Source organism: Parabacteroides sp. AT13 (assembly GCF_002272965.1).
Lineage (GTDB): Bacteria > Bacteroidota > Bacteroidia > Bacteroidales > Tannerellaceae > Parabacteroides > Parabacteroides distasonis.
The window spans coordinates 1,512,728-1,535,304 of sequence record NZ_NQMH01000001.1 but is presented as its reverse complement, the minus strand read 5'-3'; the positions used below and the strand labels follow the sequence as shown (position 1 = coordinate 1,535,304).

Below are 22,577 nucleotides of genomic sequence, written 5' to 3'. Positions count from 1 at the left end.
ATAATTTTTACATCTCGTAAGATGATCGGTAGATGGAACAGGTGTTTTTAATAATCCGGATCATTTATGATATATTGATAGAGCTCGGATTGCCCCGCTTTATTTAGGATCTTGTGCTTCTCCAACTGGAACTTCAACTGATCCAAACCAAGGGTACCGAAGCCCGGCATATCCAATAATGAGTCGAGGCCTTTTTTCTTCGCGTAGCGTAACAGATCTTCTATGGTTTCTATTTCCAGCTTCGCGAGGCACTTGCGGATATAGGGAGACAAGGTGAGGTTAGTGATGGGTTGGCATATCCGTTTGGCGGCACTTTGGGGTATGGAGACGAGTGATCGGGGAGATTCGATATACAAACCGCTTTCAAGTGCCTTTTTGTACAGGCTTTTCAACTCGTATTCCATATTCCTGTTCTCGAGCCGTAAACGCTCTATCTCCAGATCCTGATACTTGATTGTTTTCTTATATTCAGCCAGAAATCCGGTGCTCTCTTGTAATCGGAGTACTATGTTTTTATACCGGTAGCACAATCTGTCGTAGGATATATCGCAACGTTTGGCTACATCCTGCATTTTGGTGCCCGAGGTTATTTCTGTGAATATGTATCGATCTTGTTTGTCGTGTATGAATGTAGCTAGTTCGGCGGTAATTTGTTTAAGGAGGGGAGAGATGTTTTTAAGGGATCGAAGGCAGAACAGGAAATCATCGTGTTGGGCGATGATCTCGTCGGCCTCTTCTTTCTTGTCTTCGATGATCAGTTGCAGGTATAGTTTCTGTATTCCCAGATGCTCGATATGGGAGATGAATTCACGCAGGTTGGCCAGATCCACGAGGCGACTGTCTCTCGTCACGGAGTAAGAGGTTATTTTATGGCTTTTGGCCCAATATTGGATATCTTCGCTGGGGAAACCCGTGATACGGGCGGCCTCTTCTATGGTAATAAGTTCAGGCATATTGAAATAAGGTTATATTACGAGTAATAGGTTTTCTGTTTAGTTAAAATACGGAATTTAGCATCGATCGATAAAGGCAAATAGATCACGTATTCCTGTTTCATCTCAATTATGAAATGAGTGGTATTATAGCATACTCCCTTTATATCACTGTATTTACGTATAATACTATGAACGTGGAATTCCTTCTCATTACAATAAAATTCTAATTCAGGGAAATACTTGCTAAAACAAGTATCGTAAAAAATAAAAAGATTCTGAATCTCTTCAAGGCTACAAACGTCCATACGCCAATTGTTTTATAGTTAATAATAGATTAAAAGGTCAAGACAATTTATAAAGGATGTCCTTCGTGAGGGCGGGCGTTATATGGCTTTATGTAGAGTTGTGGTCCTTTCCTTATTAAAGGAAAGGGCGATTGGCTGAACTTTTAATTGATCGAAGGTTCGGCAAAGACCCGACGAAGAATAAAAGTCAGCCGCACGCTCCCTTTATTTGTATACACTCATAGTTCCTAAAGTAACGTCAGTTTCCACTATAAGTAACGCCAGTTTCATCCGGTTGAAACTACAGTTTCCTAAGCGAGAAATAGAAGGAAGCTGCAATAGGTTTATAGACAGTACTTTATATTATCTTCCCATCATCTTTCATTAACTCCCATATACCTTGTTCAAGAATCTCTTGCAGGGAATGGTCTTGAAGTATCTCTTGATAGATGGAATATTTGTCTGCGCAAAAAATAAATCGCTGAATTCATGTGTCTTAAATTATTTCACATCTTTTGCCTGTCTTTCCTCTTTCTGTGGCCTGTGGGTCGTTTATAAGAAATCTTCTCAAATATTATTCGTACCTTTGCTACCGTAATATTAAAATATATAACCTTGAAAAAGAAGGATTTTGAAATAATGGCGCCTGTCGGTTCCTATGAATCGTTGATGGCGGCTATACAAGGAGGGGCCGACTCCATTTATTTCGGTATCGAAGGATTGAATATGCGTTCTCGCTCGTCGAATAATTTCACGACGGAGGATTTGCGTAAGATCGTCGCTATTTGCGGCGAACATGGTATCAAGAGTTATCTCACGGTTAATACGGTTATTTATGGTGAGGATCTTCCGTTGATGAGGGAGATTATAGATGCCGCTAAGGATGCGGGTGTCTCCGCCATTATCGCCGCCGATGTAGCCGCTATGAGTTACGCAAATAGCATCGGGCAAGAGGTGCACTTATCCACGCAATTGAATATCTCGAACGTGGAGGCGTTGAAGTTTTACGCCCGCTTCGCCGATGTGGTCGTATTGGCTCGCGAATTGAACTTAAAGCAGGTGCATGAGATTTATCAGGAGATCGTGAAGCAGCAGATCAAGGGCCCGAAAGGGGAATTGATCCGCATAGAGATGTTCGCTCACGGGGCTTTGTGCATGGCCGTGTCCGGTAAATGCTATTTGAGTTTGCATGAGATGAACGCTTCCGCCAACCGGGGGGCTTGCATGCAAATTTGTCGTCGTGCCTATACGGTGCATGATAAGGATAGCCAGATCGAGCTGGATGTGGAGAATCAGTATATCATGTCGCCGAAGGACTTGAAGACGATTCATTTCATGAATAAGATGATGGATGCCGGCGTACGTGTGTTCAAGCTGGAGGGGCGTGCCCGCGGGCCGGAGTATGTGCGTCTCGTGACCGAATGTTATAAAGAGGCGGTCAAGGCTTATTGCGAAGGTACCTTCGATGAGGAAAAGATAGCGGTTTGGGACGAGCGTCTGCGCAGGGTCTTTAATCGCGGTTTCTGGGATGGCTACTATCTGGGACAACGATTGGGTGAATGGAGCAGTAAATATGGCTCCGGTGCTACCCGTAAGAAAGTGTACGTGGCACGGGGTATCAAATACTTCAGCGGAATCGGTGTCGCCGAGTTTGAGATGGAGTCCGGTTCCTTGAGAGTAGGCGATGAGATCTTGGTAACGGGTCCCACGACCGGAGCCGTTATGCAGACCGTCGATGAGATCCGGGTAGACCTGAAACCGGTGGAGGAGACCGTGAAAGGGGAACGCTTCTCGATAAAGATGTCCGAGAAGATCCGCCCGTCCGATCGTCTTTATAAAATGGAGAAAGTACAAATCGAAAAAGAACTACGATAATGAAGGAATATATTTTTAAACTGACAGACAAGGTTCGCGATTACGAGTGCGATTTGCAAGGCGTGGTGAATAACTCCAATTACCAGCATTATATGGAGCATACCCGGCATGAGTTTCTAGAGTCGTTGGGTGAGAACTTCGGCGCCATGCATGAGAAGGGCATCGATGCTTTTGTGGCCCGTGTGGATATCCAGTTCAAGAACTCCTTGCGGAGCGGCGATCGGTATACTTCTTGCCTGAATGTATATAAGAAAGGGGTGAAACTGGTGTTCGAGCAAGATATTTACCGGGAATCCGATGGGGCGCTGGCTACTAAAGGAGTCGTGGAATCCGTTGTCGTAGAGAATGGCAAATTAACCAGAGGAGAATATTTCGATGAGATGCTAAAGCGAATAGAATCAAAACAAGCATAAATGACAGACAAACAGATTTACCAAATTGGCCTTACTATGATTAATGGGGTGGGAGATATCCTAGCCCGCCATCTTCTGGAAGCGTTGGGAGATGCGGAGGCCGTGTTTACGGAAAAGCGCCAGTCGCTAGAGAAGATATCGGGTATCGGCGATTCGATTATCACCGAGATTAAGCGGGCGGATGTGCTTTTACGGGCAGAGAAAGAATTGGCTTTTGCCCAAAAGAACGGTATCTCTATCTATTTCTTGAAAGATATGAATTATCCGGAACGTCTGCGGGAATGCCCGGACGCTCCGGTTTTATTTTATTTCAAGGGGAACGCAGATTTAAACGCCGCCCATATCATCAGCGTTGTGGGTACTCGTAGGGCCTCCACTTATGGACAGGAAGTGACCGAGCGTTTATTGCGGGATTTGTCCGTGATTTTCCCGGATCTATTGGTCGTTAGCGGACTCGCGTATGGCATCGATATTTGCGCTCATCGGAATGCGTTGAAGAACCAATTGCCCACGGTGGGCGTATTGGCGCATGGTTTGGATCGTATCTATCCTCCCGTGCATCGCTCTACGGCGGTCGAGATGTTGGAGCGGGGAGGTTTATTGACCGACTTTCCTAGCGGGACGAATCCGGATCGGCAGAACTTTATCCGGCGAAACCGGATCGTAGCCGGTCTGGCGGATGCCACGATCGTTATTGAATCGGCGGAGAAAGGAGGCTCTTTGATCACGGCGGATATCGCTTTCTCGTATGGCCGGGATGTCTATGCCTTTCCGGGCCGGGTAACGGATATCAACTCTAAGGGATGTAATAGCTTAATCCGGCAGAATAAAGGAGGCTTGATCACTTGCGCTGACGATTTAATCATGGCGATGCGTTGGGATGTCGCTCAAAAGACGGACGCGTTACCGGTCCAAACCCAATTATTATTTCCTGAGAACGAGGAGAGTGAACGGATCTTGTCGTTCTTGGAAATGCGAAAGGAATCTCATATCAATGAATTGTCCGTAGCCTTGAATCTTCCGGTACATCAATTATCTTCTCTGCTCTTTGAGTTGGAATTGGATGGAAAGATAAAATCGATGCCGGGAAGCATCTATAAACGAATGAAACCCCTATAAATAATTAAAGCCTGTCTCACGACAAGCCCTAACCAAACTTTGTTAACCTTAAATCTAATACTATTATGAAAAAACCACAATGCAAAGATAAGCTTGTAAAGCCCCTTTGTCAAGGGTTTTGAGTATAACTTGTGTTAAACAACATGCCTGCCCGGTATAAAAAATGTTTTTGAATTTGAAACTATACAGAATAGGCACAAAATCTTCTAAAATTAACAGTTTGGATGTTGTTTGTAATCCTTGATCTTCACAGTGCTTGTATATATGGAGGAGGTTTATCCATACTAAAAAATCCTTGTAAGCGAACTTACAAGGATTTCTGGATTTGTGCGGCTGAAGGGACTCGAACCCCCACGCCGTGAAGCATCAGATCCTAAGTCTGACGTGGCTACCAATTACACCACAGCCGCATTGGAATCGTGTGCAAAGGTAATGCTTTTTTATAAACTTGCAAATATTTGCGTTGTTTTTTTAGCGAAACCTTATTTCTTCTCGGTCTCGGACAAGAGGTGGGTGATCGCCGCCTCGATAATCGTATCTTTACCTTTCTCGATATCTTCTTGGGTCATAGAAACCTTATATGTAGGATCGATACCGAATTCCGTATGCTGTTTGTTTACATCTAGCATGGGAGACGCGGAGAAACGGACACCCCAGCCGTTGGGCAACTCGGAGTTAAAGGGGAAGCCACTACCGCCTCCGGTGCGATCTCCCATCGTCGTTACATAAGGCATCATGCGTACTTTCTGCACGAAATCGTTGGCGGCGCTGTAGCAATGACGATTCGTTAAGACCACGACAGGGCGTAACCAGCGGATACGCTCGGAAGGTGAGAGATAAAGGGGATAAGGTTCGGAAAAGTCATCGTGCCCTTTACCCGTCTTATGTTGGATATAGCCGATCAGTATCTTTTCCTCCAAGAAACGGGAAGCGATGCGATCGGCGTTTGATAACATGCCACCGCCATTATCCCGAATATCGAAGATCAAACCTTTGCAATCCTTGAATTGATAGAATATGTGATCCAAACCGCTTTCGCCGGCCGAACTGGAAAAGCTACCGTAGTAAATATACCCGATCTGCCCGTCACTCAATGTCGTGTATTTAAGTCCTCCGGCGATCGAGTAGTTCCTTCCGAGATAATTCTCTTGTATGTCCGAGTCGAAATTATCCGGATAATCGAGATACCAATCCCAATAGCGGGACATATTGAAGGTGGATATCAAATTGGTATGCCCGTCTTTCAGCTCGTTTAGCATATCGCCTAATACGTCAAATAGGACGTATTGGTTCATCGTATCGCTTATCTGTGTCTTATAACGGTCGTGAACCTCGTTCCAATTAATGTCCTTGTATTCGAAGAAGCAGTAATTCTCATCCAATATTTTCCAAAGCGCCTCAAAGTTCTCCTGTGGGGAGGCCACGTATTCGTCCGATTTCTCACATCCGGTAAACAGGAATCCGAGAGATATACATATATATATAAGGTATCGTTTCATTTGATTTCCTTTTAATAATAAGCGCTTCTGAACCGCTGAGTATTCTTTAGGCGTTTTCCTCCGAAAGAGATGAATTCTTTCACGAGGCCGATCATAAAAGAGTGAGAGATTATATGAGACTGTATCCCATTGACATCTGTACGGTAAGAGCTGTTTAGGTAACCTGCCCGTATCGTAAAATTACAAACCGGGAAATCTACCGTGAAAAAGTTCTTCATGGCGAATTTATTATGGAAGGAATTGAATTGCACCACTCCCGAGGCATTCCCTAGGTTGAAGATCTCGTAATACGATTGCCCGTAATGGGGGGAGAATAAAACACCAGCGAAGGGGATCGTGAACTGGTAGCGTAGCGTCATGGGATATTCCTTGACGCGTAACTTATAGATCGCCATGGCGGAGATGTTCAAATCGATATCCGCTTTCGCTGAGGCCGGGTTATTTCCGTTGCGGGTATTGTATATAAAACCACTCATGCCATGCACGGCACCACCCGCCAGAAGCTTTAAATCCGGCAATACCGTGGGCAAATGATAATAGTAACCCAACGTATAATCGATAAAGCCCGCGAAATCCGTAGCGGTAGAGGCAGCATTATCCGTGCTAGCCAGATCGACGCTTATGATTTGCTGTCTGGATACCCGATAGTTTGCCAGTCGGACCCTCTTCATCCGTTCATTCATTACCCGTAATCCGGGGCCTGTATATTTCTTATCTTCCATGCTGGGAGATAAATAGGTGTCCATTAGGTTGTAGCTTCCTATACCGACCATGGTCCCGCTGTTGATAGACCAAGGGATCTCGTCTCCATCGGACTGGGCCTTGGCCGGTGACGCGAGAAACAGCAGGAACAAACCAATCAAACAGGTGATAGCTTTCATAGGTTATTCGTCAAACAATTTCATCTGTCCCGTAATTTCATCGATAATATCCGTGGTACTCTGCCCGTCGTCAGTGTCGTTTCCCTCCTCATTGCCTTCGGTATCGTCTGATTCCGATGCGTTTTCGGAAGGGACGAAGCGATTCGGTTCCAGCTCATTGATTGTCTCGACCTCAAATGTAGAGATTCGTTTACCTTTGGCTTTGAAGCCTTTCACCGCGATAAATTCGTCGGCATCGAGGATGAGAGCCTCCCGGAAGGCGTCGTGGCCTCCGAAGATCACCTCGATACGAGGATAGACCTCATCCGTAAGCAACATCAAGCGGTTCTTCGGATTCTCTCCTAGGAAATTCTGCTTCCGGGTGTTTACCTCCAGCAGGAATCGTTTGATATAATAATATTTCTGATCCGCGTCGTATAATACGGCAGTCCATATCTTGCTCGGCTGGTATTTCTCGATGACCATGATATTGGACTCGTAGTGATTGCTAAGGTCAAAATTCGTGACGTAGAAATCGCCGTTCGGCAGGATCACCAATATCTGATCGTTGCTATGGAACTCGCCTAGCTCTTCTCCCCGTCCATCGTAATTTAACCGGAGTACGTCCCAGTCGAACCATACTTCCCGGCCTCCCAAGGTGGAAGAGCCTTTCTGCTTGAGGCTGATCTTGTGCACTTCCGCTTTCGTCAGGATATTACCTTGAGAACCCCGTCCCTTAATGGCTATCTCGCTGAAGTTCTTTTCGAAGACGAGTAGTTTCTGCCGGGGTTTGGGTTTCAGGATTACCTTGACGGTCTCCGCCTCTCCGTTCGGGTTTGCACTGAAGTAAAGGACACGGGAGTTTTCCGTACCTTTGGTCAGGTCGTATTCCCGATCGCGTGTAGCGCCCGTGACAGCGAAGCGTTTGATGTAATTATATCCGAACTTACCGTCCCGGTATATAACGTTGTAAATCGTCCGGTTGTCATTGCGCTTAAATACGTTGACATATAGAATATCCTTACCGATAAAGATCTTATCCGCTACCTTGACGATCTTATAAGTACCGTTGCGATAGAAGATAATGACATCGTCTATATCCGAGCAGTTACATATGAACTCGTCCTTTTTCAGTCCCATGCCGATGAAACCTTCTTGACGGTTGATATACAATTTCTCGTTCGCCTCTACGACCTTGGTCGCCTCGATCGTGTCGAAATTGCGTATCACGGTATGGCGAGGGTAAGCCTTGCCGTATTTCTCTTTCAGCATGGTAAACCAATCGATGGTATAGTCGACGATATGTTCCAGCTTATCGTTGATCTTGGCGATTTGTTCCAAGGTCTGGGCAATGAACTCGTTACTCTTGTCGGAGTTGAACTTTAAGATACGTCCCATCTTGATCTCCATGAGTTTCAGGATATCGTCCCGGGTAACCTCACGGATAAATCGGGGCTTGAACGGCTCTAAACGAAGGTCGATATGGGATATCGCCTCGTCCATGTTCTTGGCGTTCTCGAACTCCGGGTCTTTATAAATACGTTCCTCGATAAATATCTTTTCAAGGGAGGCGAAGAACAGGGCCTCCTCCTGCTCTTGTTTCTGGATCTTGAGCTCTTCCCGTAACAGCTCCAGCGTACGATCCGTAGAGTGGCGAAGCACATCGCTGACCGTAAGGAAATGCGGCTTGTCCTCCTTGATCACGCAACAGTTTGGGGAGATACTGATCTCACAATCCGTAAAGGCGTATAAAGCATCGATGGTCTTGTCTGAAGAGACCCCCGGAGCGAGATGCACCAAGATCTCTACATCCTTGGCGGTATTATCGTCTACCTTCTTGATCTTGATCTTTCCTTTATCGTTCGCTTTTAGGATGGACTCGATCACGGTAGAGGTTGTTTTTCCATACGGGATCTCCGAGATCACCAATGTCTTATTATCGAGCTTGCCGATTTTCGCACGGACTTTCACCGATCCACCCCGTTCTCCATCATTATATTTGGCTATGTCGATAGAGCCTCCTGTCTGGAAATCCGGATATAACGCGAATTCCTCTCCCCGTAGATAGGCGATGGAAGCATCTAATAACTCATTGAAATTATGAGGGAGTATCTTGGAAGACAGGCCTACGGCGATACCTTCCACGCCCTGTGCCAGCAATAAAGGGAATTTTACCGGTAAGGTAACCGGTTCCTTATTACGCCCGTCGTAAGAAAGCTGCCAAAGGGTTGTCTTGGGATTGAATACGGTCTCCAAGGCAAACTTGGAAAGGCGAGCCTCTATATAACGAGGAGCGGCGGCTCCGTCTCCCGTCAGGATATTACCCCAGTTTCCTTGGCAATCGATCAACAGATCCTTTTGTCCCAATTGCACCAAGGCATCTCCGATAGAGGCGTCTCCGTGAGGGTGGAACTGCATCGTATGACCTACGATATTTGCAACCTTGTTATACCGCCCGTCATCCAACCTCCTCATGGAGTGCAGGATACGTCGTTGTACGGGTTTCAGTCCATCGTTGATATGCGGAACGGCCCGTTCCAAGATCACATAAGAAGCGTAGTCTAGGAACCAGTTTTGGTACATCCCAGACAAATGATAGGTCGTGACACGTGTATCCCCTTTCCCCGGGACTTTATAGTCGGAATGGGTATTCGCCTCTTCCTCCGTAGTCTCGTTATCTTGGGTATCACTATTTATATCCTCAATTTCCTCGTTTTCCTTATCCTCGATATAATCGTCTTCTTTATCTTCCGGTCTCATAAAATCCAGTTCTTTCTACACAACGCTATTACGCCAAATTGCTAACAGGGTGTAAATATAGCAAATATTCGGCAGTTTTTATAAGAATGAGGCTTTTACGAGAGTGAGTTTGCGTTAAATAAAGAGATTTTATAAAATAAATATTTAGGTGGTAGGGGTTTTTCAGAATCTTTTGTCTTATCAATAACAATTGATATTTACATATAAAAGAATATGATATGAAGAAGCTGATTTTATTTGTGTTATGCGCTTTGAGCGGCTTGATGGTGAGCGCTCAATCACGCTGGGGGATTACTCCGGAGGGTGGATTTGCCGCGGTTAATCGTGTTGGAATGGGATCTAGCTGGCGTGCGGGGGTTAAGGTAGGCGTTGGTGTATCTTACCAGTTTGAACCGGGATGGATTGGACTGAAATCCGGTTTATATTATGCGAATAGAGGGTATTCGTTGGGAGATTATCCGAGAACGACGGAGTCTGCCACGTATGTCTTGAAAGAGATGATGACCGGTGGTATCACGCAACATTTTTTGCAATTGCCCGTGATGGCTGATTTCTCATGGAAAGTGTCGAAAGAGGTACGTATGCATTTAGCGGTCGGTATGTATGCCGGTGTATCTGTCAAGAATGATACGAATTGGGGATCTTCGTTTACGATGGGGTATTCGAAGGAGCCGCAGGCGCTTGGTAAATATGTCAAATCTACTGGCCTAGGGTATAGTTATGGTTATGGCCATTCGGGATATGATGAGGCTGAAAACGCCGATCATCCATTTCGAGACGTGAATTCTTTTGATTGGGGATTGACAACTTCTTTTGGTATAGAGGTGAATAACTGGGTGATGAATCTGGGGTATGATCTCTCTCTAGGTGATGAGGGCGGTAACTATAAGATCGATGGCGATAATTTCTCTCTGTATGAAGTAAGAAGTGTCGGTGCCAATTACAATACGATGAGTCTGACGGTTGGGTATAAGTTCAAGCTTTAACGGCAAATCACTCATAGGATACGAATCTGACGAATATTCGGTGTCTTTTGGCGTAAGAAGTTTACTTCAACAGAAACCTAGATCAGACGTATCATAATTTGTCTACGCTTCATTATAAGTATGATGAACAAGGCCGGAAAATAAAGGGGATTACTGAATATCCGGTTATTGGCAAGAGCAAGGTGACAGTCTTTTCTTATAAGAATAATCTTCTGGAACGGAAAGTTGAGTACGACGAACTCGGCCGGAAGCTTACTTATACGGACTATGAGTACGATGAGACAGGGTTGTTGACAAAAGAAACGATTCGTGATCCCGAAACGTCCGAGGTTCTCCGATATAGCGAGTACCGCAATGAGAACGGATTGAACATGGAGATCATGGTTTATACTTCTCTCCCGACAGAGAAGAAACCCATAGAGCTTCGTCGGATCACGAAGTCCTATGATCAGAATGGCAATCTGCATCAATTAGTCTCTGAAGAATTGGCTTCTTCTAGCTCCCAGTCGAGTTTCTCGGAGTCCTATGAGTATATTTGAAGGCGTTCGTGATGACTTTATTCGATATGGAATGTCATCACGAATGTTTTTTCCTTCGTATAGGGTGCCTATTCGTCCAATCCTTGTTCGTTCGGATTTCCGGTCTTCATGAAATACCCTTATACAATAAGACCCCTTCCGTAGTTGTTCTCACTCCTTGTACTTTTCCTTCGGTAATTTGAAAATTCTTTTAGTTCTTATGGTTTTCTATATTTGCCATAAATATAACAAAAAATGCAGAGCGTAGCGTCGGGATTAAAAGCAAAAGACATTTCTCTTAGAGGTAACAAAAGTTTCATACTGAGGAAACTTTAGTTTCCCTATAGAGAAACAAAAGTTTTCCGCTTATTAAACTTTTGTTTTCCTATAATAAATGTCTTTTCCTGATTTATCTAGACACTTTTTTTGTTTATAAACGTAATCAGTAGACAGTAGTTATAAAGTAATACTGATATAGTAGTCACTTCTTTTAACTTCATACTGATAACATAGACACATTACCTCTGGGCCGAACAGAGCCCTTCTGAGAGATTAGTTGTTCGGCTTTGCAAAGCTATCGTATCCATCTCTTTCTCGTTACTTTTCACGGGTTTTCTTTTATTCCGCCACATTTTTATTTGCGTTTCCTTCTCCCCGTGCACTATGCCCGGGGTTTTATAACCGACACTCATGTGCGGTCGGCGGTAGTTGTAGAAGTAGATGTAGCGCTCTATCACGCTCGCGGCACGCTCGATGGTCTCGAACAGCCCTTGCCTATAGAGGCGTTCCACTTTAATTATCCCATTGATACGTTCCGCCACGGCATTGTCCGTGGGCTTGTAGTCTTCCGTCATGCTGATGGCAATGCCATGCCGCCGAAGGCGCTCCACGTACGCGTCGCAACAATACTGCACGCCACGGTCAGAGTGGTGTATCAGGCCCTCCAGATTTTCACTCCCTGTCATCTCAACGGCCTGGTCTATGGCCTGCCGCAACGCCTCAAGCGTGGCTGAGGCACGCAAGCTATCAGCCAGTACCCATCCCACTATCTTATGGGAATAAGCATCCGTGACCAGATGCAGGTAACAGACGTCTCCGCCGGCAAGCGGTATATAGGTAATATCGCTAACCCACAGTTGATTGGGAGAGGTTGGGACAAAGCCCTTTATCAAGTTCTTCCACTTATGGTAACGATGGTTGGAATTGGTTGTGCCCCTGGCTTTGCGGGGAGGAAGCATCAGGCGGTGTCGACGAAGCAGCGTGTAGAAGCTGTCGCGACCGGGCATGAACCTCTCTCCGAAGAGGGCGGTGAGCATGATCCACAGCTTGTAACCACCGATACCGGGATCCTCGCCACGTATCTCACGTACGGTATCCAGCATGAGACGTTCATTCTTCACATGGCTCCCAATGTCAGCCTTGGACTGGTAATAGGCTTGACGACAATGGCCAAACAGACGGCAGGCTGGCGCTACTTTCATCTTGCGAAGCCTGACCAGTTCCGTTACTATTTGGCCCCAGGTTTTTTTCTGATGGGAATGTTAAAATACTCTTCCGCACGCGTGATCATTAAATCACGGGCCTCGGTTTCCAACCGGGAGAAGGCAAGGGCCTTCTCCAACTCCTTAACACGCTTCTTGAGTCGCGCGTTTTCATCATGGTAATCCTCTTTGCTTCGATCGCTCATATCCGTAGGGGCTTGACACGGAGCCAAAGATACCTCTTTTACCACTGATTCATACTTCGCCAGCCATTTATTTAACAAAGTTATCCCACTAATACCATGTTGTTTGCAAAAACTGGTTTTGCTCATGCCGGATTGATAATAAGAATGAAGAAGATGCAATTTCTCTTCTTCGCTGTAATGCTCATGTTTTTTGCGCATAATAATTACACATTTTATTGTTATTGAATGTGTCTACCTATATCAGCATAAGACAAAACTTTTGTTTTTTAGGTTAAAAAACTACAAATGGCTAGATGTTAATATTTTATCCGTGTTGAAAGGAGATCGGATAATGCTATATGGTGAGTGTGGAGAAGCGTTGTGTTAGGTGATGGAAAAGTGGTAAATAGCGGTAAATAGTGGTAGATAGAGCTAGATAATTGTAGATGTTTTTTATCTACCACCATTAGTTAATCATCCTAAGACCAGATGAATGCAGGGATAGTTGTAGATGTTGTAGCAAATAGGCTTATAAACTATATGAGAGAATTGAAAGTTAAAGCGATGAGCGAATAACTTTCAATTCTCCATGTTTCAATTAAATGGTATAATATTGTTCCCATCCTTTGCGAGGCGGTACTCCACATAGCATCTTATTCGCCTCCGGATCGTTCGTGATCTGTTTCGTGTCACGGTCGAAGACGAGCTTGCGGTTCAAGCGCTGGCTTAATACGCCGAGACAGAATACCTGACTTAATGGGCCGGCGATCGAGAACGGTGAGCGGGTTTTCTCCTTACCCATACAGCTTAACAGGAAGTTCGCGAAATGGTTAGACGGGCTTTTCGGCACTTCCGGTAAGCGGGATTCCATCTCTTTCGCTTTCTCATCCGGGATGATAGATAAGGTACTTCCATGAGAACCACCCTTGAAGGTTAATTCTTTCGAGTAGATTTCCTTGCCCGGGTTCAACTTCGCCGGTTGTATCTTCCCTCCGGCTACGGTCGGGATATTCGGGTCGAGCTCCGAGACACCATAACCTTCCGGTACGGCGGGGATATTGTCCAGTCCATCGTACCAAGTGATATCCACGGCCGGCATATTCCCTCTTTCCGGGAATTTAAACAGAAGGGTGGATGACATCGGGAAGAAGAACGGGTTATGGTCTTTCAAATAAAGCGGATTTATTTCTGTAGGCAATCCTAAATCTAGGAATTCATGTGCCGTATCCAAAATATGCGCTCCCCAGTCTCCTAAGACACCCATTCCGAAGTCGTACCAACAACGCCATTGTCCCAAATGGTAGTCATGGTTGTAATCATGATATTGAGCTACGCCGATCCATGTGTCCCAATCCATCGTCTCGGGAACCGGTTCTCCCATAGGCATATGCCTAATATTCGGGTTCCATCCGTGCCAGCGACGCGGATTATTCATATGGGCGGTAATGGCGGTAACATCCTTGATAATACCGGACTCTTTCCATGCCTTGAATTGGAAATAGTTCGCCTCGGAATGTCCTTGGTTACCCATTTGGGTGACAACGCCGTATTTCTTCGCTCCACGCATCATGATCTCTATTTCTTGGAACGTGCGGGCCATCGGTTTCTCTACATATACATGTTTGCCGTGCGCCATCGCCTCGATCGTGATCGGGAAGTGGGAATGATCCGGCACGCCTACGCTGACGGCATCGATCTTGTCCGCCATCCGGTCGAACATCGTGCGGAAGTCCTGAAAACGGGCCGCTTTCGGGAACATGTTGATAATCTCTTGCGTGTGAGGGGCTCCCATGTCCACGTCGCAGAGAGCTACCACGTTACACAGACCTGTGTTATACAATTCCTTGGCGATCTCGCCCCCTCGTTGTCCGATGCCGATGAACGCTATATTTACCCGGTCATTAGCGCTGATTAGCGGGGAAGTAGGTAGAACACGTCCGTGGGCGGGTGTCCAGAACGACGGGATGGCTGATACTGCCGATAAGGCTAGCGCTCGCTTAAGGAACGAGCGGCGTGAGATTTCTTCTGATTTCATGGTATTATCTTGTTTAAATTATACTGTTTGCGCAAACACTAACGATTTACGTCGTAAATATACAAAACTTTCTATAGTTACGGAAAAAATCATTTACTTTGTAGCCGCATAAAGGAGACCATGTGCTAATGTGTCACTCAGGCGGGTCTCCGATGGACTTATCATTGGCACATTGGCATATTAACAAAATTGGCAAATTATTAGATTATGGCACAAGAAGATGTATTTAAGAAATTAGTTTCACACTGTAAGGAGTATGGTTTCGTATTTCCCTCCTCAGAGATTTATGACGGTTTGGGAGCGGTATACGATTATGGCCAGTATGGTGTTGAGTTAAAGAATAATATAAAGAAATATTGGTGGGATAGCATGACTTTGCTGCATGAGAATGTAGTGGGTATTGATTCCGCTATTTTTATGCACCCTACTATCTGGAAAGCTTCCGGCCATGTTGACGCTTTTAATGATCCGTTGATCGATAACAAGGACTCGAAGAAACGTTACCGTGCGGACGTTTTGATCGAGGACCATTTGGGCAAGATCGAGGAGAAAATAAATAAGGAAGTGGCGAAAGCCGCAAAGAAATTCGGTGACGCTTTCGATGAGGCTAAATTCCGTGAGACGAATCCTCGTGTATTGGAGCATCAAGCGAAATGGAATGAGATTCATGAGCGTTATAGTAAGGCGATGAACGAGTCTAACTTCGAGGATCTTCGCCAATTGATCTTGGATTGCGAGATCGTTTGCCCGATTTCCGGAACTCGTAACTGGACGGAGGTTCGCCAGTTTAACTTAATGTTCTCTACGGATATGGGTTCTACCGCTGATGGAGCGACTAAGATTTATCTTCGTCCGGAGACGGCTCAAGGTATTTTCGTGAACTTCTTGAATGTGCAGAAGACTGGCCGTATGAAGATCCCGTTCGGTATCGCTCAGATCGGTAAGGCGTTCCGTAATGAGATCGTGGCTCGTCAGTTTATCTTCCGTATGCGTGAGTTCGAGCAAATGGAGATGCAATTCTTCGTTCGTCCGGGTGAGGAGATCGAGTGGTTTAAGAAATGGAAGTCTACTCGTTTGAAATGGCATCAAGCCCTAGGTTTGGGCGATGAGAAGTATCGCTATCACGATCATGAGAAATTGGCTCACTACGCTAACGCGGCTACGGATATCGAGTTTGAGATGCCGTTCGGATTTAAGGAAGTGGAAGGTATTCACAGCCGTACGAACTTCGACTTAAGCCAGCATGAGAAATTCTCCGGCAAGAAGATACAGTATTTCGATCCGGAGTTGAACCAGAGTTACACTCCGTATGTAATCGAGACCTCGATCGGTGTAGACCGTGTGTTCTTGAGCATCATGGCGGGTTCTTACTGCGAGGAGACGTTGGCGAATGGCGAGAGCCGTGTGGTATTGAAGTTGCCCGCAGCCTTGGCTCCGATCAAGTTGGCCGTATTGCCATTGGTGAAGAAAGATGGCCTGCCCGAGAAAGCTGAGGAGATTATAAATATGTTGCGTTTCGACTTCCGTTGCCAATACGACGAGAAGGATTCTATTGGTAAGCGTTATCGCCGTCAAGATGCGATCGGTACCCCGTATTGTATTACGGTAGACCATGACACCTTGAAGGATAATTGCGTAACGATCCGTTTCCGTGACACGATGGAGCAAGAGCGCGTAAGCATCGATAAGCTTCACGATATTATCACGGAGAAGGTGAGCATGAAGAATTTATTGAAAAAGGTAATAGAGTAAACGAATGAAGAAGTACTGGCATATCGCGTTGATGTTGTTTTGCGTGCTCATGATCACCTCTTGTGGGGATGATGAGGCACTAGAGGTGGATGAGGTTTGGAAGGTCCAGAATGAGGAGGCTTTTCAAGCCCAGATGCTGGTTCCGGGTTTCGAGCAGTTGAGTTCTCAAAGTAATGCCGGATTTATCCTTTACAAGGTCTTGAAGACAGGAGAGAGTAAGGAGCCGATTTATTATACGAGCAAGGTGGAATGTTATTATAAAGGGACGTTTATTGATGGAACGGTTTTTGATGATAAATCGTTTGAGGCAGGTGCCCCTGCCGAGCTTACTGTTTCTGAGATGGTAGATGGTTTTGCTACAGCGTTACAGAATATGCACCCAGGAGATCGTTGGGAGATTTGGATTCCTCAACAGATGGGATACGGTTCGGCTGGAAGGAGTGCTTCGGGAAGTGTCATAATAAAGCCTTATACGACTTTGATCTTTGATTTGGAAGTTACAAGGATTGTCAAAGAGTAGGTTCTTTCATTAAGAATAATTACGGCCGCCTCTTTTTAGGGGTGGCCGTTTTTTTATAGTTATATGTAAATCTAGGGAAGCAAACCTCTATAAACAATTAAAGCCTGTCTCACGACAAGCCCTAACCAAACTTTGTTAACCTTAAATCTAATACTATTATGAAAAAACCACGATGCAAAGATACGTTCGTCAAGACCATTTGTCAAGTCTTTTGCAACTAATATATGTTAAGTAACATGTCGATGCTTGCTAAAAAGTGTTACACAACATAAAGCTCTATATATTACAATCAAAATCTTCTAATTTTAACGATGATTAGATCCCTTTCATAGGACTGCTAAAGGGAAAGACGTTCTTTGAGTAGCTTATAGCCAGCGCTACTGGCACGAAGATAGGTTCCATCCTTTAATCGTACTTGATAGGTTTCTTTTCCGAATAGTTCTACTCGCAATATCTGTTCCGTATTAACGATATAAGAGCGGTGTATACGAACGAACTCCGGAGAAGGAAGGCTTCGCTCGAAATACTTCATGGTTTGCTCCTTTACGTGCTGACCGGAAGTGGTGAATAAGGTCACATAGTCGCCACATGCTTGCAAATAGAATATCTCTTTTATCGGGATGATATGAATACGTGCCCCGTCTTTTACGGATATACGATCTAGAATCTCCTCCGGAACGGTAGTCGGGGGAGGTGCCGTCTTTTCCTCCATTTGTCTCACGATAGGTTCCGCCTCACTCTTTCTTTCCCGACTGGCATACCATTGGGATAGAATGATCCATGCCATTAGGCCGAACAGGAATCGAAAAGGAATCGTGATCGAGAATTCCTCCCAATCTTCCAATCCGAATATTTGTAGCAAGATCGAGCATCCGGCTATGCAAGCGATTTGTACGAGTACGGCGAAAGCCACTCGTGCTTGCATGATATGTAACGTACATTGTACATACCAAAGATAATATCCCGCTACGGCGAACAATGCGATGGAAAGTAGGCTATCGACCAAAGTGATGCTCAACGGAAGATCGCCATAAAGAGTTAATAATGCGCATTGGATCGCTATGGCTAAAAGTAGTAATAGGCTTCCCAGCCCTTTATGTAATATGGATGTTGTAATAGGATGTTCTTGCATGATGAGTTTAGTCTCTTAGTTCAAGGCCGCTGAACGACAAGTCTCCACATATGTATAGTGTATGCGTCATGTCGGTTGCTTCTGTCAGTTCCCTCATATCTTGGCATCCTGCCAAGAAAGAACCAACCTTTAGACGAACCAGCCATCCTTTAGGAACGTATATTACTACGCCGCTGAAGGAGCTATCTATGTTTATGATGGTTTCATCAGCCTCTAATGTTGTTTTTTTAAGATCAAGAATCACGTTGCCGAAAGATACGTCTATGTCCGCCCCCTTGAATACGGGGTCCAGTACGATGTGCCTTACCGAGTTGAAAGTGGTGTCAACCGATACGAAACCGTTATCTGTCTCGTAGTTGATCTCATCGTTAGGCTTTCTGTGCCCGAAAGGGGGATGGTTAAAGGGACGTTTATGCTTTTTCGTGCGGATAGAATCTTTCCGCTTCAGCATGATGACCAATCCTAACAGGATTAATCCTAACGGCCAATATACACGTAAAAAATCGTTCGTGATCCAATTTAACTGCGGGAAAAGGAAATAGACTCCCACGCCTACGAGGAGCATACCTCCTACCGGATTACGGTGGAAAATCGTAAAGATGCCCGACACGACAAGCAGCATCGGCCAAGATACAAGCAAGTCAAATAAGGATGGATCTATCATTCCTAGATTCCGCAGTAAAAATAATATACCGACAATGATAAATAAGGTAGCGATCAGATACCCGTTTGTCCTCTTCTCTTTAAAATCGATGTCATAATCTTTCATATCCATAAGTTCCATTTTTTTGTTTTTTATCAAATGTACGGGTTCGTCATTCTATACACAAGTAAATACCGCTGATTTCTATACGAGTATCGGTAAATAACCGAATAATCCCGATTAAAAAAGCCTTTAGTTTGTAAGAAACGTGAATTTGACACCAAAACTTGATAAAAAAACTAGTTTGATAAGATTAGTTGATAATTAAGGAATATCTTTGTCTTTACAACTGCAATAGAGGAATGTAGGGAATGATACGAAATATTATAAATTTAAAGGCAATAATACTTTATTTTGGATTGATTTTATGCTTGATAGCCGGTATGCCGACTCCGGCTTATGGGAGTTCTTCATATCCGGTCAAGGAGGAATCGTATGTATTGGTGATAAATTCATATGTGGATGGCGAACGTTGGTCTGGTAATTTATTAAACATGATCTCGAAGTTCGCTACCCCGGAGGAGTACACTCTCCGGATAGATCATATAAGCGTGATGTTGGTTGATACGCCAGAGAAATTAAAAGAGAAACAAGAGGTCTTCTTTGAAGCTAACAAGAAGAAGCCGGATGGAATTATCTACTTAGGCGTAAATGGATGGGCTTTTATGCGGGATAAGATCCGGGAGAAATGGGGGGATATTCCCACTCTGGTCTGTTCGGAGACGGGGGAAATGGCAGAAAATGAATGTTATTTTAATCAGCGGCATTCCTCTGATAGGGTGATTCCTTTACAAGAGGCGGTTAAGGGGTATAACGCTACGGGATTGGTTATCCCTTATTATGTTAAAGGTTCGATCGACTTGGTGAAGGAATTAATCCCGGGTTTGAAACGTCTGATTTTCATATCCGACAGACGTTATGTTTCCACATGGCTCCGGGATGAGATGGAGAAACATATGGAAACTTCTTTCCCTGAGGGGAAAGTGGATTTTTATACGGAGGGTTCTTGCTCCATGGATAGTTTATTGGCGGTTCTGTCGGAGAAAGATCCGCATCGAGCGACAGCCGTGATGTATTACTCGTGGATTACCGAGAAACCTTTCTTGAATCACTCGTTATTATATAGTACTTTATATCAAGGTATAAACGGTATTTCTAGGCATCCTGTTTTTTCTTTATATGATATGGGTGCGGAAGAAGGATATACGATTGGTGGATATTATAATAGCGCTAAAACGATTGAGACTGCTCTAATCCCCTTGCTACAACAAGTTTATAACGGTGAAGATATGGGCAAGATCCCGGTTTCGACGGTAAATGATCCTCATAAATATTTGAATTATGCTTCGTTGATAAGTGCGATATCTAATGAAGATAATTTCCCGCGTGATGCGATCTACTTGAATGCGCCTCCCTCTTTCTTGGAAAAATATTGGATGCAACTGTTAGGCTTTCTGATATTCTTTCTGGTAGTCGTGTTTTTAGCGTGGCATTACGTGTATCGTTCTAAGCAAAAGATGAAGGAAGTAGAGTTGAGGTTATTGTCCCGTTACCGTGATTTATTTAATAATATGCCGTTACCTTATATACGGCAGCGACTGATTCGAGAAGGTACGCAAATCGATGTGCAGGTTTTAGATGTGAACCATGCTTTCGAGGAGAAAATCGCTCCTAAAGATTTTGTGGTAAATAAGCGTGGAAAAGAGATCGCAAATTTGATTGGCGGGAGTTATCCTTTGCTTCTATCGGCAGTGCCTACGGTTTTAGAGAGTGGAAAATCCTTCACTTATGAGTATTATTTTGAGCCGACAGGGCTTTACTATACGATTATCATCATGCCTACCTCGGAAGAGAATGTGGTTGATGCGTTTTTTATTGATATTACGGATATCCATAAATTCCAGACGCATTTGAAAGCCATGAATCATAAGCTGGCTATGGCGTTAGAGGCGGCAGATCTTTTACCGTGGCGATATAATCTGGCTGAAGAGAAGATTATCTATGAGTCGAAAGTACATCCGGGAGATAATATAGAGACAGCAGAGGTGCATACCCATGAGGTTTCGTTGAAGGAATATTTCAGCAAGATACACCCGTCTTTCAGGGCTTGCGTGGAAAAGGCTTTCGATGATTTGTGTAATGGGAAAATAAAGAAAGTACGAAAAGAATATTGTCTGGAGCGGTTGATTCCGGGAGAAGATCGCCATGAGTGGGAGGAGATACAGGTAATGGTCGAATATGATGCTTCCGGTAAACCGAAAGCGTTGATCGGGTCTACGATATCTATTACCGAGCGTAAGCAATTGGAACATGACCTTCGAATGGCTAGGGATAAGGCGGAGGAGTCGAATAAATTGAAATCTGCGTTTTTAGCTAATATGAGCCATGAGATACGTACACCGTTGAATGCGATCGTAGGTTTCTCTAATATCCTCGCCTCGACCGATAACCTTGAGGATAAGAAGGAATTCGCTGATATTATCGAGAATAATAATTCCCTATTGTTGCAGTTGATAAACGATATCTTGGATTTGTCAAAGATTGAGGCGGGTACCTTGGAGTTTACTTATGACTATGTGGATATTAACGCTGTATTGAGGGATTTGGAGCAATCGGCTCATTTGAAGAATAAGAATCCGGATGTACAGATCTCATTTAAGGATTATCTGGAGCCTTGCGTGATTTATACGGATCGAAATCGTCTGTCCCAACTGATGATCAATCTGTTGAACAATGCCATGAAATTTACGCAGGCAGGATTGATCTCATTTGGCTATAAACTGCGGGATGATAATACGTTGTGGTTCTATGTAGAGGATACGGGCTGCGGAATCCCGGAGAATAAACGGAAAGATATTTTCGGACGTTTTGTGAAACTGAACACTTTCGCTCAAGGAACAGGATTGGGTTTAAGCATCTGTGAGATGATTGTTACCCAGATGAAAGGAACGATCGGGGTTGATTCTATGGAAGGGAAAGGCTCTAAGTTCTGGTTTACATTGCCTTTTCAGCCGAAGAAAGAATTATTTCCTAGTGAAGAGCAGAAGCCTGTTACTTTGGAGAAGATCGCCCGAAGTGAGGTTACGATCTTGATCGCTGAGGACAATTCCAGTAATTATCGCCTGTTTGAGTCTATATTAAAGCCTGAATATAAATTGATTCATGCATGGAATGGAAAGGAGGCTGTGGAGCTATTTCATCAGCACAAACCTCAGTTGATCTTGATGGATATAAAGATGCCGGTCATGGATGGATACGAGGCTACCGCAGAGATTCGTAAGGTTTCTGCTAGCGTGCCTATTATCGCGGTGACGGCTTATGCTTTCGCCCAAGATGAGCAACGGATCATTAATAGTGGATTTGATGCCTATACGGCGAAACCGATTAATGGGAAGATCTTAAAAGACAAGATATCAACTTTATTGACGCATCGGATTATTCTGATGTAATCGAAGGGCTTTGCGGGAAGCAGACCTTATAAAACAATTAAAGCCTGTCTCACGACAAGCCCTAACCAAAC

Annotated in this window: 17 protein-coding genes and 1 tRNA gene; 8 read left to right on the top strand and 10 right to left on the bottom strand. The window is 44.5% G+C overall.

Features of this window, described 5'->3' with window-relative positions; genetic code table 11:
* Positions 1-47: 47 nt before the first annotated feature.
* Positions 48-953: a DNA-directed RNA polymerase subunit alpha C-terminal domain-containing protein gene (locus tag CI959_RS06630; protein WP_011967191.1), complete on the bottom strand. Its 906-nt coding sequence runs from the start codon at positions 951-953 to the stop codon at positions 48-50.
* Positions 954-1,834: 881 nt separating this feature from the next.
* Between CI959_RS06630 and CI959_RS06620 the strand changes: the two genes are divergently transcribed.
* The 3 genes from CI959_RS06620 to dprA are packed head-to-tail and all read left to right on the top strand — an operon-like array spanning position 1,835 to position 4,626.
* Entirely contained in the window at positions 1,835-3,094 is a 1,260-nt protein-coding gene (locus CI959_RS06620) for a peptidase U32 family protein (protein ID WP_011967193.1), read from the top strand.
* Positions 3,094-3,507 carry a thioesterase family protein gene (locus CI959_RS06615; protein ID WP_005860009.1) on the top strand — a complete coding sequence of 138 codons (414 nt, stop codon included), beginning with the start codon at positions 3,094-3,096 and terminating at the stop codon, positions 3,505-3,507. The genes CI959_RS06620 and CI959_RS06615 overlap by 1 nt, the downstream gene beginning before the upstream one ends.
* Positions 3,508-4,626, top strand: coding sequence for a DNA-processing protein DprA (gene dprA / locus CI959_RS06610; RefSeq protein ID WP_057317731.1), 1,119 nt, complete (start codon positions 3,508-3,510; stop codon positions 4,624-4,626). It begins immediately after the preceding gene.
* Between the two features lie 328 nt (positions 4,627-4,954).
* Here dprA and CI959_RS06605 read toward each other — a convergent pair.
* The 4 genes from CI959_RS06605 to CI959_RS06590 all read right to left on the bottom strand — a co-directional run bounded on the left by CI959_RS06605 (position 4,955) and on the right by CI959_RS06590 (position 9,745).
* A tRNA-Leu gene (locus tag CI959_RS06605) sits at positions 4,955-5,036 on the bottom strand.
* Between the two features lie 72 nt (positions 5,037-5,108).
* Positions 5,109-6,125, bottom strand: coding sequence for a S41 family peptidase (locus CI959_RS06600; protein ID WP_009275232.1), 1,017 nt, complete (start codon positions 6,123-6,125; stop codon positions 5,109-5,111).
* Positions 6,126-6,136: 11 nt separating this feature from the next.
* On the bottom strand, positions 6,137-7,006 hold the full coding sequence (locus CI959_RS06595; RefSeq protein ID WP_009275233.1) for a DUF3316 domain-containing protein: 870 nt from the start codon (positions 7,004-7,006) through the stop codon (positions 6,137-6,139).
* Positions 7,007-7,009: 3 nt separating this feature from the next.
* Positions 7,010-9,745, bottom strand: coding sequence for a DNA gyrase/topoisomerase IV subunit A (locus CI959_RS06590; protein ID WP_005860001.1), 2,736 nt, complete (start codon positions 9,743-9,745; stop codon positions 7,010-7,012).
* A gap of 218 nt (positions 9,746-9,963) precedes the next feature.
* On the opposite strand from CI959_RS06590, the gene CI959_RS06585 reads away from it, so the two are divergent.
* Positions 9,964-10,731, top strand: coding sequence for a porin family protein (locus tag CI959_RS06585; RefSeq protein WP_005859999.1), 768 nt, complete (start codon positions 9,964-9,966; stop codon positions 10,729-10,731).
* Positions 10,732-10,829: 98 nt separating this feature from the next.
* Positions 10,830-11,270, top strand: a complete 441-nt coding sequence (locus tag CI959_RS06580; RefSeq protein ID WP_005859997.1) for a hypothetical protein — start codon at positions 10,830-10,832, stop codon at positions 11,268-11,270.
* A 497-nt stretch (positions 11,271-11,767) separates the two neighbouring features.
* Here the strand turns inward: CI959_RS06580 and CI959_RS06575 are convergent, their stop codons facing one another.
* The 3 genes from CI959_RS06575 to CI959_RS06565 all read right to left on the bottom strand — a co-directional run bounded on the left by CI959_RS06575 (position 11,768) and on the right by CI959_RS06565 (position 14,950).
* A complete protein-coding gene (locus CI959_RS06575) occupies positions 11,768-12,730 on the bottom strand; it encodes an IS3 family transposase (protein ID WP_009018803.1) in 963 nt (320 codons plus the stop codon).
* Between the two features lie 26 nt (positions 12,731-12,756).
* Positions 12,757-13,134, bottom strand: coding sequence for a transposase (locus CI959_RS06570; RefSeq protein ID WP_005862367.1), 378 nt, complete (start codon positions 13,132-13,134; stop codon positions 12,757-12,759).
* Between the two features lie 379 nt (positions 13,135-13,513).
* On the bottom strand, positions 13,514-14,950 hold the full coding sequence (locus CI959_RS06565) for a Gfo/Idh/MocA family oxidoreductase (protein ID WP_057316245.1): 1,437 nt from the start codon (positions 14,948-14,950) through the stop codon (positions 13,514-13,516).
* A gap of 207 nt (positions 14,951-15,157) precedes the next feature.
* On the opposite strand from CI959_RS06565, the gene CI959_RS06560 reads away from it, so the two are divergent.
* Complete coding sequence (locus CI959_RS06560; protein WP_009016615.1) at positions 15,158-16,702, top strand: glycine--tRNA ligase; 1,545 nt, start codon at positions 15,158-15,160, stop codon at positions 16,700-16,702.
* Between the two features lie 4 nt (positions 16,703-16,706).
* Positions 16,707-17,222 (top strand): FKBP-type peptidyl-prolyl cis-trans isomerase, encoded by a 516-nt coding sequence (locus tag CI959_RS06555; protein WP_057316247.1) that lies wholly within the window; start codon positions 16,707-16,709, stop codon positions 17,220-17,222.
* Between the two features lie 337 nt (positions 17,223-17,559).
* Here CI959_RS06555 and CI959_RS06550 read toward each other — a convergent pair whose 3' ends face one another.
* Positions 17,560-18,354, bottom strand: coding sequence for a LytTR family DNA-binding domain-containing protein (locus CI959_RS06550; protein WP_009016614.1), 795 nt, complete (start codon positions 18,352-18,354; stop codon positions 17,560-17,562).
* 7 nt (positions 18,355-18,361) lie between these two features.
* Positions 18,362-19,129 carry a DUF5668 domain-containing protein gene (locus CI959_RS06545; protein WP_011967198.1) on the bottom strand — a complete coding sequence of 256 codons (768 nt, stop codon included), beginning with the start codon at positions 19,127-19,129 and terminating at the stop codon, positions 18,362-18,364.
* 239 nt (positions 19,130-19,368) lie between these two features.
* Between CI959_RS06545 and CI959_RS06540 the strand changes: the two genes are divergently transcribed.
* Positions 19,369-22,506, top strand: coding sequence for an ATP-binding protein (locus tag CI959_RS06540; protein WP_057316249.1), 3,138 nt, complete (start codon positions 19,369-19,371; stop codon positions 22,504-22,506).
* Positions 22,507-22,577: the final 71 nt, after the last annotated feature.